Origin of the sequence: Agrococcus sp. ProA11, assembly GCF_039880525.1 — a bacterium.
Classification (GTDB): domain Bacteria; phylum Actinomycetota; class Actinomycetes; order Actinomycetales; family Microbacteriaceae; genus Agrococcus; species Agrococcus chionoecetis.
This window is the reverse complement of record NZ_CP156989.1, coordinates 833,421-846,357: the sequence shown is the minus strand read 5'-3', so window position 1 is coordinate 846,357 and position 12,937 is coordinate 833,421. Positions and strand designations below refer to the sequence as shown.

The following is a 12,937-nucleotide window of genomic DNA, read 5'->3' as shown; positions in this document are numbered from 1 at the left end:
CATGCGCGATTTCGATCAACGACCGCAGCACGGCCGGCAGCTCGACATCTCGTCGCTCGCGGCCTTCGATCACTTCGCCGGCGGGGCGACCAGCATGGATGGCTGGCGGATCCAGGATGTCGACCTGCGGGAGCGCGGCGAGGTGCTGGAGCGCCTGCACGGCGCCGGCTCGCTCTTCCTCGGTGCCGATCTGCCGAGCGACGTCAAGGAGCGACTGATCGGCGATGGCGCACTCGTCTTCGACGATGTGCCCGACACCCCCTTCAACGCCTACCGCTCCGCGCTCTACACGCCCGACGACCTCGTGCAGGGGCTGGAGCACGGCTATCAGGCGAGCTTCGACGCTCGCGTCTACGCCTGGTCGCGCACGCGCCACCACGACGTGGCCGATACGCTCGCCGCCGCGCTGCACGACCACTCGATCGACGACGCACTCGCCGACTGGGTGCAGGGCAAGCAGATCGTCGGCATCATGGGCGGGCATTCGCTCGCGCGCGACTCGGAGGCGTATCGCCAGGCCGCGCACCTCGCCCACGGGCTCGCGCGCGCCGGCAAGGTCGTCGCCACCGGAGGCGGCCCCGGCGCCATGGAGGCCGGCAACCTGGGCGCTCGCGCGGTCGCCCTCTCCCCTGACCAGCTCGACACCGCGATCGATGAGCTGGCCGCCGTGCCCTCGTTCCACGGCTCGATCCCCGCGTGGATCGCGTCCGCGCGGGCGGTGGCGAAGCGCGTCGGCAGCGGCGTCTCGCTCGGCATCCCGACCTGGCACTACGGTCACGAGCCGCCCAACTCGTTCGCCACCGCGATCGCGAAGTACTTCCAGAACTCGGTGCGCGAAGACATCCTGCTGCGGGTCGCGAATGCCGGCATCGTGGTGCTGCCCGGCGCCGGCGGCACGGTGCAGGAGGTGTTCCAGGATGCGTGCGAGAACTCCTACGCCGAGGAGGGCGCCTGGGCGCCGCTCGTGCTGCTCGGCGAGCGCTTCTGGACCGAGACCATGCCGGCGTGGCCGCTGCTGCAGGCGGTGATGCGCGGCAAGCCCGGCGAGGCCGGCATCGCACTGGTCGACAGCACCGCGGACGCGGTCGCGAAGATCGCGGCCTTCGAGCCGCTCCCCATGGAGACGGTGCTGCACGCGGCCGCGCCCGCGGATCGGCGCTGACGGGCGTCGCTACGCCTCGAGCTCGCCCGCGATGCGGCGCTCGATGTCCTGCGTGGTGGCCTCCGGCAGCGCGATGAGCCCATCGAGCTCCTTCTGAGCGCGCCGGTAAGCGCTCTGCCGCTCCGCGGGCGTCGATGCCTCGCTCTCGGCGAGCGCCATGAGCCGCTGCGCCGCCTGCAGGCGTCCCCGCTCGGCCTCGCTGAAGCCCGTCTGCGCGCGCCGCTTCGCCTCCCGCACTGCCGCTTCGAAGGCGACCTCGTAGTCGCGCACCGCCTCGCGATAGCGCTCGAGGGCCCCGTCGGGCCGCAGCGCACTCGGGTCATCCGGCCGCAGGCCGTCGGCGACGCGCTTGGCGCGGTGGAACGTCTGGGTGAGGGGCTCTCGCATGTCGGTCACGAGCGGGTAGTCGATGAGCTTCGCGACGTCGAGCTCGAAGTCGAGCCAGCGACGATCCGCCTCGTCGTGATCGGCGAGCACCCGTGCCGCCTGACGATCCCGCTCCGCCTGCTGCGCCTCGTCGTGCTGCTGCGGCGCGTGCGCCGCGCCCGCCACCGGGATGATCGGTGCGCGTCGCACGCGCTCCAGCTCGATCCGGTCGCGTCGGCGTCGCTCGTTGTACTTCGCCGCGCCGCCGATCCATCCGCCGATGGCGGGACCGATGATGAAGATCAGCCACCAGTAGTTGCCGGCGAACCGCAGGATGTCGTCCACGCTGGCAATCTATCCGCACCGCACGCGGTCAGCGTGGCTCGTCGGCGCGCTCCTGCGCGTGCGCCAGCGGCGCAGGCTGTGCCTCGTGCGCGTGCGCCAGCGGCGCAGGCTGTGCCTCGTGCGCCAGCGGCGCAGACTGCGACTCGTGCGCCAGCGGCGCAGGCTGCGCCTCTGGCGCCAGCTCAACGTGCTCGCGCTCGTCGGGCACGGTGTCGGCGGGCTTCCGCATCCAGAACGTCGCCACGATGCCGAAGATCCACAGCGCTGCTGCGCCCATGAACGCGGCCCGCGCCCCCTCCAGCAGCGCGTCGCCGCTCGCGACCCCCTCCGCGACGAGCTGCGTCTGCCGCGTGGCCATGATCGTGACGAATGCCGCGGTGCCGGCGGCGCCTGCCACCTGCTGCACCGTGCCCACGATCGCCGAGCCGTGCCCGTAGAGGTGCCTGGGCAGCGAGGCGAGCGACACCGTGAACAGCGGCGGGAAGGTGAAGGCGAAGCCGAGCATCAGGACCATCTGCATGATCAGCACCATCCACCACGGCGTGGAGCTCTGCAGGGTCGTGTAGAGCAGCAGCGCCGCCATGACGACCAAGCCGCCCGGGATCACGAGCGGCCGCGGGCCCCAGCGGTCGTACAGGTTGCCGACCACCGGGCCGAGCAGGCCGGTCAGCAGCGCTCCCGGCATGGTGATGAGCCCGACCTGCAGCGGCTCCAGACCCAGGGCGTCCTGCAGCACGAGCGGCAGCAGGATGAGGGTGCCGAACATGGCGGCCATCGCGAACGCCATGATCAGCACTGTGGTGGTGAACAGCGGATGCCGGAACGTGCGCAGGTCGAGCAGCGCGTCATCGGTGCGCTGCAGCCGACGCTGCCGCAGCACGAACGCCGTGAGGCTGACCGCGCCGACGCCGAGTGCGGCCGGCAGCTGCCACGCCGGCAGCCCCTGGGCTCCGATGAGCGACAGCCCGTAGACGAGGCCTCCGAAGCCCAGGCCCGCGAGCGGGATGGAGCGCGCGTCGAGCCGGGGACGGTGCTCCTGCGCGCCGCCGCCGAGGTTGCGAGCGCCGACGAGCAGCATCAGCAGCGCGAGCGGCGCCACGCCCAGGAAGATCCAGCGCCAGGACGCGAACTGCAGGACCGCGCCCGAGACCGTCGGGCCGAGTGCCGGCGCGACGGACATCACCATCGAAATGGTGCCCATGAATGCGCCGCGGCGTGCGGGCGGCACGAGCTCCATGACCGTGGTCATCAGCAGCGGGAAGACGATCGCGGTGCCGGACGCCTGCACGACGCGGCCGAGCAGCAGCAGCGCGAACGACGGCGAGAAGCCTGCGATGAGGCTCCCGACGACGAAGGCTCCCATCGCTGCGACGTACAGGGTGCGCTTGCTGAACCTGGCCATCAGCCAACCGGTGGCGGGGATGACGACGGCCATCGTGAGCATGAAGGCGGTGGTCAGCCACTGCGCGGCACGCTCGTCGATCGCCAGCGTCGGATCTTCGATAAGCGTCGAGATGGCGACGTTCATCGCGGTCTCGTTGAGGATGACCACGAATGCCGAGATCAGGAGCGTGGCGATGACGAGCGCGCCTCCTGCAGGGAGTCGCTGCGGCGTCGCCGCTTCGGTCGACGGCGTGGGCCGCTCGTTCTGGGTGTCGATCTGCATGGTGCTTTCGGGAAGGCGACGAGCAACCCAGCGGAGGCGTCTTCGCTGGGTCGCGTCGTCGCGTGGAAGGAGGCCGCAGGTTCAGCCCTGCGGTGCCTCCATGAAGAAGAAGTCGATGATGTGGCCGTCGAGATCCGTGAGCTGACCGCCGTACATGCCCCATTCGTTCGCCTCGACAGGCTTGGAAAGAGTACCGCCCGCGGCCGTGCCCGCAGAGGAGAACGCATCGACCTCCTCGCGGCTTCCCAAGAGCATTGCCAGCAGGTTCTCGAGCGCTCCCTCGGGAGCCCGCCGCTGATCACCGACGAGGAACTCGTCGAACCGCTCGTGCTCGAGCAGCATGATGGCGACCTGGTCGTTCACGACGATGCAACTGGTCGTCTCGTCGCTGAACTGAGGGTTCACCGCGAAGCCGAGCGCCTCGTAGAACGCAGTGGCACGCGCGACATCCCTGACTGCGTGATTGGGAAAGACCATCTGCACGGCCATGAGGACTCCTTGCGCCGATCGAGTGTGAACGGCGTTCACATTATGCCCGTCGACGGGTACCGTCAAGGGTGATGGCACGATCCGGCTACTTCCACGGCGATCTGCGTCGAGCGCTGCTCGACGCAGGCTTCGATGTCGCGCGAGCGGGCGGCCCCGACGCGGTGAGCCTGCGGGAGCTCGCGCGGATCGTCGGCGTCTCGCCGTCTGCCGTCTACCGCCACTTCGACGACCACGAGCAGCTCGTCTCCGCCCTGGCGCAGCGCGCGCAGGCGCTGGTCGCGGATGCCATGGAGGAGCGCATGGCAATGGTGGCGCCCGGCACCGCGTCGGCGGAGGATCGTCGCCGCTGGGCCGACGGCCAGCTCGCCGCCGTCGGGCTCGCCTACATGGAGTCGGCGTGGCGCGAGCCCGGCCTGTTCCGCCTCGCCTTCCGCGCCCACCGCAACCTCGATGCCGCCCATGACCCGGACGCGCGGGGGGCGTGCGGACGAACACCCTACGAGCAGCTGGAGCGGGCGCTCGACGAGCTCGAGGCTGCCGGCGAGCTCTCGGCCGCCGCCAGGCCCGGTGCCGAGGCGCTCGCGTGGTCTGCGGTGCACGGCTTCGCCACCCTGACCCTCGACGGTCCGCTGCGCTCCATCGACGCCGAGACCCGCGACCACCTGGCGTGGCGCGTGGTCGAGATGGCTCGCCGCGGCCTCGCGCAGGGCGACGCTGTGGGCTCGGCAGGCGACTAGCCACTGGCTGCCAGGAGCGCGCGCGGCGCACTGCCGGATCCCGGTGCGATGGTGCCGCGTCGCGGCATGGGCGCGCCGCTGTGCTATCAAGGGCTCATGCCCCTCATCTCGGCGCGCGACCGCGATCCGGCAGATCCCTACTTCACCCGCATCTGGACGCTGCCGAACGCGATCACGCTCGCACGGCTGCTGCTGCTCGTGCCGGTGTGCTGGCTGATCGTGGTCGGCGCGCAGGGTTCGTGGCTGCCGGTCATCATGCTCGCGATCTGGGCATCGACCGACTGGATCGACGGCGTGCTCGCTCGCGCGCTGCATCAGGAGTCTCGCTTCGGCGAGGTGATGGACCCGGTCGCCGACCGGATCGGCATCATCGGCGTCACGCTCGCGCTCGCGCTCGGCGGCGCCGTCGACTGGCCGATCCTGGGCGTGATCTTCGCCGTCGATGTCGCCACGGTCGTCTTTGCCGGCAAGGCTGCCCGAGCTGGCAGCATCCACGTCTCCTGGACGGGCAAGGCCCGCACCGCGCTGCTGCTGACCGCGATCGTGGTGCTGCTGCTCGGGCACACCGTGCTGCCCTGGGCGATGCCCGTCGGCATGACGCTCATGCTGCTGGGCGTCGGACTGCACGTCGTGGCCGGCACCGACTACATCCTGCAGGCGCGTCGCCACCGTCGGGTGCAGACTGAACGAGAGGCAGACGCTTGAGGGGGGCGCAATGACCGACTGGATGGACGACCGCGAGCGCATCGCAGGCCTGGTCGAGGACGTGATGGCGAACTGGCACGACTCGGTCGAGCGTGTCGCGGGTGAGGAAGGCGACGACGACTCGATCGTCGGGCGCGACGATGATCGCGTCTCGGCGATCCTGCTGCTCGACGAGGCGAACGTCGAGGCGATGGTCGACGCCGAGGCCGACGGCACACTCGCGCAGTGGCTGCGGGAGGAGCTCGCGGAAGACGAGGAGCGCGAGGACGATGACCTCGACGAGCGCGAGGATGTCGATCTCGAAGCGGCCGCCGACGCCTGGCTGGGCGACGAGGAGACCGAGGCCGACACGGTCACCGACGACGTGCCCGCGCCGGCCGCCGGCGCCGCGGTCGGCGACGATGCCGACGACGACTTCGATCTGGACGACTGGGACGACCCCGAGGCAGACGCGCTCATCGACGAGCTGCCCCGCTGAGCGCCGTCGCGGAATAGGCCCGGGCGGTGGGCGTTGCCCACAGCATGCAGATCGATATCTGGTCCGACGTCGCGTGCCCGTGGTGCTTCATCGGCAAGCGCCGGTTCGAGCGAGCGCTCGGCACCTGGGAGCACAGGGACGCGGTCACCGTGACCTGGCACTCCTATCAGCTCGATCCGACGCTGCCCGAGCACTACGACGGCACCGAGGTCGACTACCTCGCCAGCCGCAAGGGCATGGCGGTCGAGCAGGTGCGCCAGATGGTCGAGCACGTCAGCACGCAGGCCGCGGGCGAAGGCCTGCACTACGACTTCGACCGGCTGGTGGTGGCCAACAGCCTGCGCGCACACCAGCTGCTGCACCTCGCCAAGGCGAAGGAAGAGCAGGCGCCGGGTCGTGCGGATGCCGTGAAGGAGGCGCTGCTCTCGGCGCACTTCGAGCGTGGCATCGACATCGGCGACGTCGATGCGCTCGCCGCCATCGGCGTGCGAGCAGGCCTCGACGAGCGGGAGATCCGCACCGCGCTCGCTGACGAGCGCTACCTGTCCGCGGTGCACGACGACGTCGCGCAGGCGCGCGAGATCGGCGTGACCGGCGTGCCGTTCTTCGTCTTCGACATGCGCCTCGGGCTTTCGGGCGCACAGCCCGCCGAGGTCTTCACGCAGGCGCTGGAGCAGGCGCGCGCTGTCGCTTGAGGACGCCGCAGCGAGCTGACCCCGCCGCGGTCGCCACCGGCGCGAGCGGCCGGACGCGAATCCCCGATCCGCGCCCGGCAACTGCCGGTCGCTACGCCTGAGCGCTGCGCGCCGCGACCGCGTCGCGCAGGATGCCGGTCACAGCCTCGAGCCGCAGGTCGCCGCTCGTGGGCTCCTCGCCCGTGGCTCCGTCGATCGCGCGGCCGATCAGCCCCGCCTTGGCGTCGAGCAGCTCGGCGATGCGCGTGTCGATCGTCTGCGCGGCGAGGATGCGCCACACGGTGACGGGCATCGACTGGCCGATGCGGTGGATGCGATCGATCGCCTGCGTCTGCTCGGCGTCGGTCCATGAGAGCTCGGCGAGCACCATGTCGGCGGCTGCCTGCAGGTTCACGCCGACGCCGGCGGCCATGAGCGAGCAGACGGCCACCTGCACCGAGTCGTCGTTCGTGAAGGCGTCGATGGCGTTCTGCCGTTGCGTCGGCGTCTGGTCGCCGCGGATCGAGACCGTCTTGAGGCCGGCCTTCGCGAGCGTGCGCTCGGCCGTGTCGAGCACGTCGATGTGCTTGGCGAAGAAGACCACCTTGCCCACCGAGTGCGCGAGCTGCGCCGCGTAGTCGGCGGCCAGGTCGGCCTTCGCGCGGCCGATGCGGCGGGCGAGCGCGAAGACGTTCTCGCCGGTGCCGCCCTCCTGCGTCTCGACCTCGCTGCGAGCGATGCGGCGGATGAGGTCCTCGTCGACGACGGCATGCTGGTCGGCCGGGCGCTGCAGCAGCGCGGCGTCGTAGCGACGCAGCATCCTATCGATGAGGTCCTGCTCGGCCGCGCGGATGGATCGCACCTCCGACTCGTCGAGCTCGACCGGGATGTCGGCGATGCGACGGGCGGGGATGTCGCTGGCGACGTCGATCTTGCGACGACGCACGATGCCCATGTCGATGACGGCCTTGCGCGCTGCCGGGTAGAAGCCCCGATCCATGGGCGTCAGCCCGATCTCCTCGAGCTCATCCGTGAGCTCGGCGTTGGGCTCCTTCTGGTCGATCCAGCCGAGGAACCGCCAGATCGCACCGAAGTCCTCGATGTCGTTGATGAGGGGCGTGCCCGTCAGTGCCATCAGCAGCGGATTGCCGACGCGCTCGCGGAGCGCGGCCGCGATCTGCAGCACGTGGCGCGACCGCTTCGATCGCGTGTTCTTGATGAAGTGCGCCTCGTCGACGACCATGCCGCGGAACCCGAAGCGCTCCAGCCAGCCCATGTGTCGGTCGAGCACCTCGTAGTTCACGATCACCACGTCGGCGAACGCATCCAGGTTGTCGCCGTCGCCCTGCACCACGGCGGCGCGGCGGCCGGGCACCCAGCGCTCGGTCTCGCGGGCCCAGTTGATCTTGACCACGCTGGGGGCCACGACGAGCAGCGGGAACGCGCCCGCCGCCTGCGCTGCGAGAAGCGCCTGCGCGGTCTTGCCGAGGCCGGGCTCGTCGGCGAGCAGGAACGCACGGTGGCCCTCGCGGGCCGCCTGCACGAGCTGCGCCTGGTGGTGCATCAACTCCTTGCCTCCCGGCGCCAGGCGCTGCTTCGGCTCCGGCAGCGGCATGCAGGCGGGCTTGCCGTCGGCCGCGACCTCGAACGAGAGGTAGAGCGGCGAGAGCAGGTCGAAGCCGGCCAGTCGGTCGCGCTCAGGCTTGCGGCGCACGTGCTCGAGGTCGGGCTCGAGGAAGGGGTTCGCGAGCTGCACCCGGCGCACCGACTGCGGCACCACCTGCGGCGCCTGCGGCTCCTGCCGCTCAGGCTCCGGGGCGGAGTGCTGCTCGGGTTCGGGCTCCAGGCCCGCGTCGAGCATCATCTCGCGCTTGCGCTCCCGCACGGCGTCGCTGATCGGGGCGCCCTCGCCGAGCAGCGGCAGCAGCGTGGGCTCCCGACTGGCGGCCTTCGCGAGGATCATCGCGATGCCGTCGAGCCGCTTCAGGTCCTCGGCGCGCTGGGCGTCGGTGAGGGCGGTGTCGGCGCGCACGCGAGCCCGCTCCTCGCGGGCGAGCATCGCGACGACCTGCAGCTTGACGCGCGTCGAGCGCGAGACCGCGCCGCGCTTGACGCCCGCCTCGACCTGCCGGACGGCGCGGGCGAGCTGCGGGATGAGTGCGTCGCGATCGCGCGCGGGTGCTTCGGGGGATGCGTCCGTCTCGGGAGCATCGATGGTTGCGGCGTCGGCCACATGTCCTCCGTTCGAGGGGAGCCGATGGAATGGCTCCGGCGTTCGTGCCACGACGAGCGCCTCGAGCAAGGCGGCGGATCGTCGCGCCGGCGGCGGCGGCTGCGGTGCGAGGATGCCGCGATGCGGCACCGGCGAGAACCGGCAAGCTGACGCCTGACGCCCATGCTACCCCGTCGTGGCGCGTGCGCGCGCTACGTCCCGTGTGGAGAGTCAGCCCTCGAGCAGCCGGGCAAGCCGGTCGACCGACGCGAGCAGCTGCTCGGCCTGCGTGCTGCGGGCCTTCTTCATCCGCTGCTCGTCGTGCAGGTCGGTCCAGTCGTAGGTGTGCGTCACGCGCGCGCCGGCGCCTTCCGGCTCGACCTCCCACCGCCACAGGTGCCCGATCGGCGGCTTGCCCTCCTCAGCGGGCTTCCAGGCGATCCGGCGGCCCTCCTCGAACTCCACGATGTGGTTCTCGCGCACCGCGCCGTTGGTGAGCCGCATCGAGAAGACCTCGCCGACGGCGTGCACGCGCTGACCCTCCGGTGCCTCGGCCAGGTTGTCATTGCCGTCCCAAGCCGGCTGCTTGGCCGGATCGGCGATCTGCTCGAAGATCACGTCGGCGGGCGCCTCGATCGTGCGGCTGGCGCTGACGATGCGGGACTCGGTGCTGGTGGTGTCGCTCATGCCGCCATCGAAGCACGAGCACGCTCGGCATCACCACCGGCGATGGCCAGCGAGCGCGCGCAGTGCCCGCGGCCCGTTGCCCGCCTCACCGATCGGGAGTAGACAGGAGCCAGGCAGCTGGCCGACGGAGGGAGCTCGCCATGACCACGGAGAGTGCCAGGAAGCATCCGATCTTCCCGCCGTTCACGGAGTGGGTCGATGCGTTCGCGCTGATGGGCGGCTGGGATGGCAAGAGCCCGCTGCCGGGCATCCGCGTCGAGGAGGTCATCGAGGACGACGCGTTCGTCGTCCGAGCGGAGCTGCCGGGCTTGGATCCGGAGCGCGACATCGACGTGATGATCGAGCACGGGGTGCTGCGCATCCACGCCGAGCGGCACCGTGAGCGGCGCGAGCCGCACCGCACCGAGTTCCGCTACGGGGCGCTCGCCCGCGACATCCGACTGCCGCAGGGCGCACGTGACGACGACATCACGGCCGCCTACGAGGATGGCGTGCTCACCGTTCGCGTGGGGCTCGGGCCGGTCGGCACGAAGCTGCGTCACATCCCGATCGAGCGTCGCTGAGCGGTGTCACGAGAGCACGAGCGCACCCCCGACGGTCGGTGGATCGTCGTCGACGGTCGGCGCTGGCGGGCCGAGGATCCGGCGCTGCCCGCCGATGCGGCCGAGCGACTGCGGTCGCACCTCGGCCGCGCACGGTCGGCGGTGCGGCTCGCGAAGTCCGACCGCGACCGCGACGCGGCACGCGAGCGCGTGCAGCTCGCGAAGGAGGGCCTCGGCGAGCGCGGCGATGCCTGGTGGGATCTGACCGAGGCGGATCGGGCGGCGCGCGCCGAGGAGCGGCTCGCGACCCTCGACGAGCTCGCGCCCCCAGCGTCCTGACGCCGGAGCGTCGCGGCCGCCGCTCAGCCAGAAGCGAGGCGGCGCAGCTCGTCGAGCGCCTTCTCGAGTCTGCGCTCACGCGTCTCGGCGGCCCTGGCCTCGCGGATGCCGCGCGCCATCTCCTTCCGCCGAGAGGGAGCGAGGCCCTCGAAGGCGGTCTTCGCCGCAGGATCCTGGGCGAGCGCGGCATCGAGCTCCGGCGGCAGCTCCACCTCGCGCTCCGCATCGTCGAGCGCGATCACGGCATCGACCTCGTCGCCCGCCTCGACGCCGAGCGCCTCACGCCGCTCCTTCGACAGCCCGAGCAGGTTCTCGCCCGCTCGCTGGCCGATGCGCGTGCGCACGGTCGCGTCGCCGACCGTGAGCGTCACGGGCGCGTTCCTCGCGCCGCCCAGCGACGCGACCTGCTCGTCGTCGAGCACGATCGCCGCTGCCGGACCCCGCCGTTCGATCAGGGTGCGGATGCGCAGCTCGCCCACGTCAGGCCCGCTTCCTGAGCGCCGATTCCTTGTGCGCCGCCTTGGCGCCGCTCTTGGCCGACTCCACGATGTAGTAGGGCTCCTCGTCGGAGGCGCGGAACTGCTGGCCGTCGAACTGGAAGTCCTCGACCCGCTGCTCCTGCACCGTGCCATGGGTCTCGCCCTGACTGGTGTTCCAGCTGACCTCGTCACCCTTGCTGAACGCCATGCGCGGCTCCTCTCGATCCGTTGACGGCACTGTACGCCGACGCGGCGGGCGCGCACAGTGCGGCTCAGAGCGGACGCTTGAGCCCGACGTGGCTGTCGTCGTACCCGAGCCGGGCGTAGAAGGCGCGCGCCCGCTCGCGGGTGCGGTCGGTCGTGATCTGCGCGAGTGCGGCGCCGCGGGCGCGGCCGTGCTCGTGCGCCCACTCGAGCATCGCCGAGCCCAGGCCGTGCGAGCGCTCATGCGCCGCCACCCGAACCCCCTCGATCTGCAGCCGGGTGGTGCCGCCGCGCGAGAGCCCCGGCATGATCGACAGCTGCATCGTTCCGACCACCCGCTCGGCTTCGTCGACGACCGTGGCGAGGTAGTGCGTCGAGTCGCGGGTGACCGCGTCGAACGCCGACTCGTAGCGCGCGAGCTCCGCGCCCTCTCGCGCCCGTCCGAGGTCGTCGTCGGACAGCAGCGCCACGAGCGCCGCCACGTCGTCGCGCACGGCCCTGCGCACGCGGAAGCGACGCCCGCCAATCGTCAGGCGGTCACCGGCCGAGGTGCGCGCCTCGGTCCGCAGCCGGGCGACGAGCGCATCGAGCCATGCGCCCACGCTGTCCCTCGCCTCCGCGGTGTCCGGATATCGGCAGCGCAGGTGCAGGCCTGCCTCGTCGAGGATGAACCACAGCATCACGCCGTCGGTGCGGATGGATGCGCCCACGTACTGCGCCTGCAGGCCGGCCGCGTCGATGCGCACCGGCAGGCGTCGAAGGTCGAGCCACGAGATGGCGAACATGCCTGGAGCCTCGGGCATGCCGCCCCAGGGCTGCAGCACATCCTCGAGCGGCCACGAGCCGAGCTGCACCGCCTCCTTGACGGCCGCCGCGCTCGCGCGCGGGCTGGCATCCGCCGACTCGAGCACCGAATTGGTGATGAACCACCCCGCGGCGTCATGCCACTGCGCGTCGTAGCGGCTGTGGACGGGGAACACCGCCCGCAGCGGCGTGCCGGCGAGCTCCTGCGTCACCGCGGTCATCGCCGCGATCACGAGCGCCAGTGTCGAGACGCTCCCGTCGCGAGCCTGCGCTGAGAACGCGGCGCTGTCGTCGACGTCGAGCACGTCGCGCACCTCCACGCGCTCCGACTCCGGCGCCTCGGCCGTGCCCAGCGGCAGCGGGAACCGTGGCATCACCCCGCCGCTCGCCTCGAGCACGTCGGCCCAGCGCCGTCGCAGCGCATCCGGCGCGCGGTCGCGCCGCCGCAGCTCGCGCGTGTGGTCGGCGAAGGCGGGCGCGGGCGGCAGCGTCGGCTCGCGCCCCTCGCGCACCTCGCCCAGCGCCGTGAGCAGATCGCGCACGAGCACCAGCATCGACCACAGGTCCACGTGCGCGTGATCGGCGGCGAGCACCACCGTCGGTCCCTCGGCGGACTCGAGCACGCAGAGCCGGTGCGACGGGGAGCGATAGGGCGAGCAGGCAGCGTCGAGCACGTCGCGCAGCGCGTCGTTCACGGCTTGCCCCGCCGCGATCGGATGCTCGACCCACGCGCCCGGGCGCACCTCCACCTCGTGCAGCCGCGGTCCGTCGGCACCCTGCGTGAACGCCGTCCGCAGCGTCGCGTGCCGCGCGATGACGGCCATCCACGCGGTCGAGAGGTCGTCGAGCGCGACCGGCTCGCGCATCCGGAACGAGAGCGCCATCCAGGAGCCCGCACGCTCGCCGGCGCCGACGTGTCGCCGCTGATCGAACGACACGGGCAGCTCCACGCCGGTCGGCGTGGTCACCACGTCGAAGCCGCGCAGCCGACCGAAGGGCAGTCGCAGGTGCGCCACGTTGGTCAGCCGCATGCCGGTATCCTACGGAG

At 71.6% G+C, this 12,937-nt stretch carries 15 protein-coding genes; 7 read left to right on the top strand and 8 right to left on the bottom strand.

The window, feature by feature from the left end; all coding sequences use genetic code 11:
* Position 1: 1 nt before the first annotated feature.
* Positions 2–1,162, top strand: a complete 1,161-nt coding sequence (locus tag ABG090_RS04065; RefSeq protein WP_347756641.1) for a Rossmann fold nucleotide-binding protein — start codon at positions 2–4, stop codon at positions 1,160–1,162.
* A 9-nt stretch (positions 1,163–1,171) separates the two neighbouring features.
* Here ABG090_RS04065 and ABG090_RS04060 read toward each other — a convergent pair whose 3' ends face one another.
* From ABG090_RS04060 to ABG090_RS04050, 3 genes are all read right to left on the bottom strand, one after another.
* Positions 1,172–1,873, bottom strand: a complete 702-nt coding sequence (locus ABG090_RS04060; RefSeq protein ID WP_347756639.1) for a hypothetical protein — start codon at positions 1,871–1,873, stop codon at positions 1,172–1,174.
* Between the two features lie 28 nt (positions 1,874–1,901).
* Positions 1,902–3,539, bottom strand: a complete 1,638-nt coding sequence (locus tag ABG090_RS04055) for an MDR family MFS transporter (RefSeq protein WP_347756637.1) — start codon at positions 3,537–3,539, stop codon at positions 1,902–1,904.
* 81 nt (positions 3,540–3,620) lie between these two features.
* A complete protein-coding gene (locus tag ABG090_RS04050) occupies positions 3,621–4,028 on the bottom strand; it encodes a VOC family protein (protein WP_347756635.1) in 408 nt (135 codons plus the stop codon).
* A 71-nt stretch (positions 4,029–4,099) separates the two neighbouring features.
* Between ABG090_RS04050 and ABG090_RS04045 the strand changes: the two genes are divergently transcribed.
* The 4 genes from ABG090_RS04045 (at position 4,100) to ABG090_RS04030 (ending at position 6,643) form a co-directional block, all read left to right on the top strand.
* Complete coding sequence (locus ABG090_RS04045; RefSeq protein WP_347756633.1) at positions 4,100–4,765, top strand: TetR/AcrR family transcriptional regulator; 666 nt, start codon at positions 4,100–4,102, stop codon at positions 4,763–4,765.
* A gap of 96 nt (positions 4,766–4,861) precedes the next feature.
* Positions 4,862–5,470: a CDP-alcohol phosphatidyltransferase family protein gene (locus tag ABG090_RS04040; RefSeq protein ID WP_347756631.1), complete on the top strand. Its 609-nt coding sequence runs from the start codon at positions 4,862–4,864 to the stop codon at positions 5,468–5,470.
* A gap of 10 nt (positions 5,471–5,480) precedes the next feature.
* On the top strand, positions 5,481–5,948 hold the full coding sequence (locus ABG090_RS04035; RefSeq protein ID WP_347756630.1) for a hypothetical protein: 468 nt from the start codon (positions 5,481–5,483) through the stop codon (positions 5,946–5,948).
* A gap of 44 nt (positions 5,949–5,992) precedes the next feature.
* Complete coding sequence (locus ABG090_RS04030) at positions 5,993–6,643, top strand: DsbA family oxidoreductase (RefSeq protein ID WP_347756628.1); 651 nt, start codon at positions 5,993–5,995, stop codon at positions 6,641–6,643.
* A gap of 91 nt (positions 6,644–6,734) precedes the next feature.
* Here ABG090_RS04030 and ABG090_RS04025 read toward each other — a convergent pair whose 3' ends face one another.
* Together ABG090_RS04025 and ABG090_RS04020 are read right to left on the bottom strand one after the other, a co-directional pair.
* Positions 6,735–8,837, bottom strand: coding sequence for a DEAD/DEAH box helicase (locus ABG090_RS04025; RefSeq protein WP_347757481.1), 2,103 nt, complete (start codon positions 8,835–8,837; stop codon positions 6,735–6,737).
* 228 nt (positions 8,838–9,065) lie between these two features.
* Positions 9,066–9,521: an SRPBCC family protein gene (locus ABG090_RS04020; protein WP_347756626.1), complete on the bottom strand. Its 456-nt coding sequence runs from the start codon at positions 9,519–9,521 to the stop codon at positions 9,066–9,068.
* A gap of 140 nt (positions 9,522–9,661) precedes the next feature.
* Here ABG090_RS04020 and ABG090_RS04015 point away from each other — a divergent pair, with 140 nt between their 5' ends.
* Together ABG090_RS04015 and ABG090_RS04010 are read left to right on the top strand one after the other, a co-directional pair.
* Positions 9,662–10,084, top strand: coding sequence for an Hsp20/alpha crystallin family protein (locus tag ABG090_RS04015; RefSeq protein ID WP_347756624.1), 423 nt, complete (start codon positions 9,662–9,664; stop codon positions 10,082–10,084).
* A gap of 3 nt (positions 10,085–10,087) precedes the next feature.
* Complete coding sequence (locus ABG090_RS04010) at positions 10,088–10,402, top strand: biopolymer transporter Tol (RefSeq protein WP_347756623.1); 315 nt, start codon at positions 10,088–10,090, stop codon at positions 10,400–10,402.
* A 23-nt stretch (positions 10,403–10,425) separates the two neighbouring features.
* On the opposite strand, the gene ABG090_RS04005 is transcribed toward ABG090_RS04010, so the two are convergent.
* The 3 genes from ABG090_RS04005 to ABG090_RS03995 all read right to left on the bottom strand — a co-directional run bounded on the left by ABG090_RS04005 (position 10,426) and on the right by ABG090_RS03995 (position 12,920).
* On the bottom strand, positions 10,426–10,881 hold the full coding sequence (locus ABG090_RS04005; protein ID WP_347756621.1) for a YdeI/OmpD-associated family protein: 456 nt from the start codon (positions 10,879–10,881) through the stop codon (positions 10,426–10,428).
* A gap of 1 nt (position 10,882) precedes the next feature.
* Positions 10,883–11,089: a DUF2945 domain-containing protein gene (locus ABG090_RS04000; protein WP_347756619.1), complete on the bottom strand. Its 207-nt coding sequence runs from the start codon at positions 11,087–11,089 to the stop codon at positions 10,883–10,885.
* A gap of 64 nt (positions 11,090–11,153) precedes the next feature.
* On the bottom strand, positions 11,154–12,920 hold the full coding sequence (locus ABG090_RS03995) for a GNAT family N-acetyltransferase (protein ID WP_347756617.1): 1,767 nt from the start codon (positions 12,918–12,920) through the stop codon (positions 11,154–11,156).
* Positions 12,921–12,937 lie beyond the last annotated feature (17 nt).

What these genes read in the sequence shown, in the direction of transcription:
- ABG090_RS04065 (WP_347756641.1), top strand. Translation starts at nt 2, where the DNA reads ATGCGCGATTTCGATCAACGACCGCAGCACGGCCGGCAGCTCGACATC.
- ABG090_RS04055 (WP_347756637.1), bottom strand. Translation starts at nt 3,539, where the DNA reads ATGCAGATCGACACCCAGAACGAGCGGCCCACGCCGTCGACCGAAGCG.
- ABG090_RS04050 (WP_347756635.1), bottom strand. Translation starts at nt 4,028, where the DNA reads ATGGCCGTGCAGATGGTCTTTCCCAATCACGCAGTCAGGGATGTCGCG.
- ABG090_RS04045 (WP_347756633.1), top strand. Translation starts at nt 4,100, where the DNA reads ATGGCACGATCCGGCTACTTCCACGGCGATCTGCGTCGAGCGCTGCTC.
- ABG090_RS04040 (WP_347756631.1), top strand. Translation starts at nt 4,862, where the DNA reads ATGCCCCTCATCTCGGCGCGCGACCGCGATCCGGCAGATCCCTACTTC.
- ABG090_RS04035 (WP_347756630.1), top strand. Translation starts at nt 5,481, where the DNA reads ATGACCGACTGGATGGACGACCGCGAGCGCATCGCAGGCCTGGTCGAG.
- ABG090_RS04030 (WP_347756628.1), top strand. Translation starts at nt 5,993, where the DNA reads ATGCAGATCGATATCTGGTCCGACGTCGCGTGCCCGTGGTGCTTCATC.
- ABG090_RS04020 (WP_347756626.1), bottom strand. Translation starts at nt 9,521, where the DNA reads ATGAGCGACACCACCAGCACCGAGTCCCGCATCGTCAGCGCCAGCCGC.
- ABG090_RS04015 (WP_347756624.1), top strand. Translation starts at nt 9,662, where the DNA reads ATGACCACGGAGAGTGCCAGGAAGCATCCGATCTTCCCGCCGTTCACG.
- ABG090_RS04000 (WP_347756619.1), bottom strand. Translation starts at nt 11,089, where the DNA reads ATGGCGTTCAGCAAGGGTGACGAGGTCAGCTGGAACACCAGTCAGGGC.
- ABG090_RS03995 (WP_347756617.1), bottom strand. Translation starts at nt 12,920, where the DNA reads ATGCGGCTGACCAACGTGGCGCACCTGCGACTGCCCTTCGGTCGGCTG.